This window comes from Pseudoflavonifractor sp. 60, from assembly GCF_009911645.1.
GTDB lineage: Bacteria > Bacillota > Clostridia > Oscillospirales > Oscillospiraceae > Lawsonibacter.
In genome coordinates this window covers 1-365 of the sequence record NZ_QWKI01000378.1, presented here as the reverse complement: position 1 = coordinate 365, position 365 = coordinate 1, and the positions used below count along the sequence as shown (strand labels likewise).

Genomic DNA, 365 nt, shown 5'->3' with positions numbered 1-365 from the left:
CTGGACAGCGGCGACGAGTACCAGCAGCACCTGTGGAACCTGGCGGTGGTGGAGCAGAACGCCGCCGCCCTGTGCAGCCAGGACCTGCTGCGCATCCACCTGTACGCCGTGGACGAGGAGGGGCACTGCTTTGCCGAGCGCTTCCCCAGCTCCATGGTAAAGCCCTCCGGCCTGGGTGGCGAGGGGGGCGGCGCCCTGACCATGCCCATCGACGTCACCTTCGGCGGTACCCGGGAGACCGGCACGGCCGGCATGGCGGCGGACGGGACCATCACCTTTACCCCTGGAACGGCGGCGGAGTAAGGAGGGCGGCAGGATGGAAGCGAAGACCCTTCAATTTGACGACGGCCTGCTGCGGCTGGATA

General features: G+C 68.2%; 1 pseudogene. It reads left to right on the top strand.

From position 1 onward, the window contains the following. Positions 1-303 (top strand): annotated as a pseudogene (locus tag D1646_RS24120) (hypothetical protein); the annotation flags it as partial. Positions 304-365 lie beyond the last annotated feature (62 nt).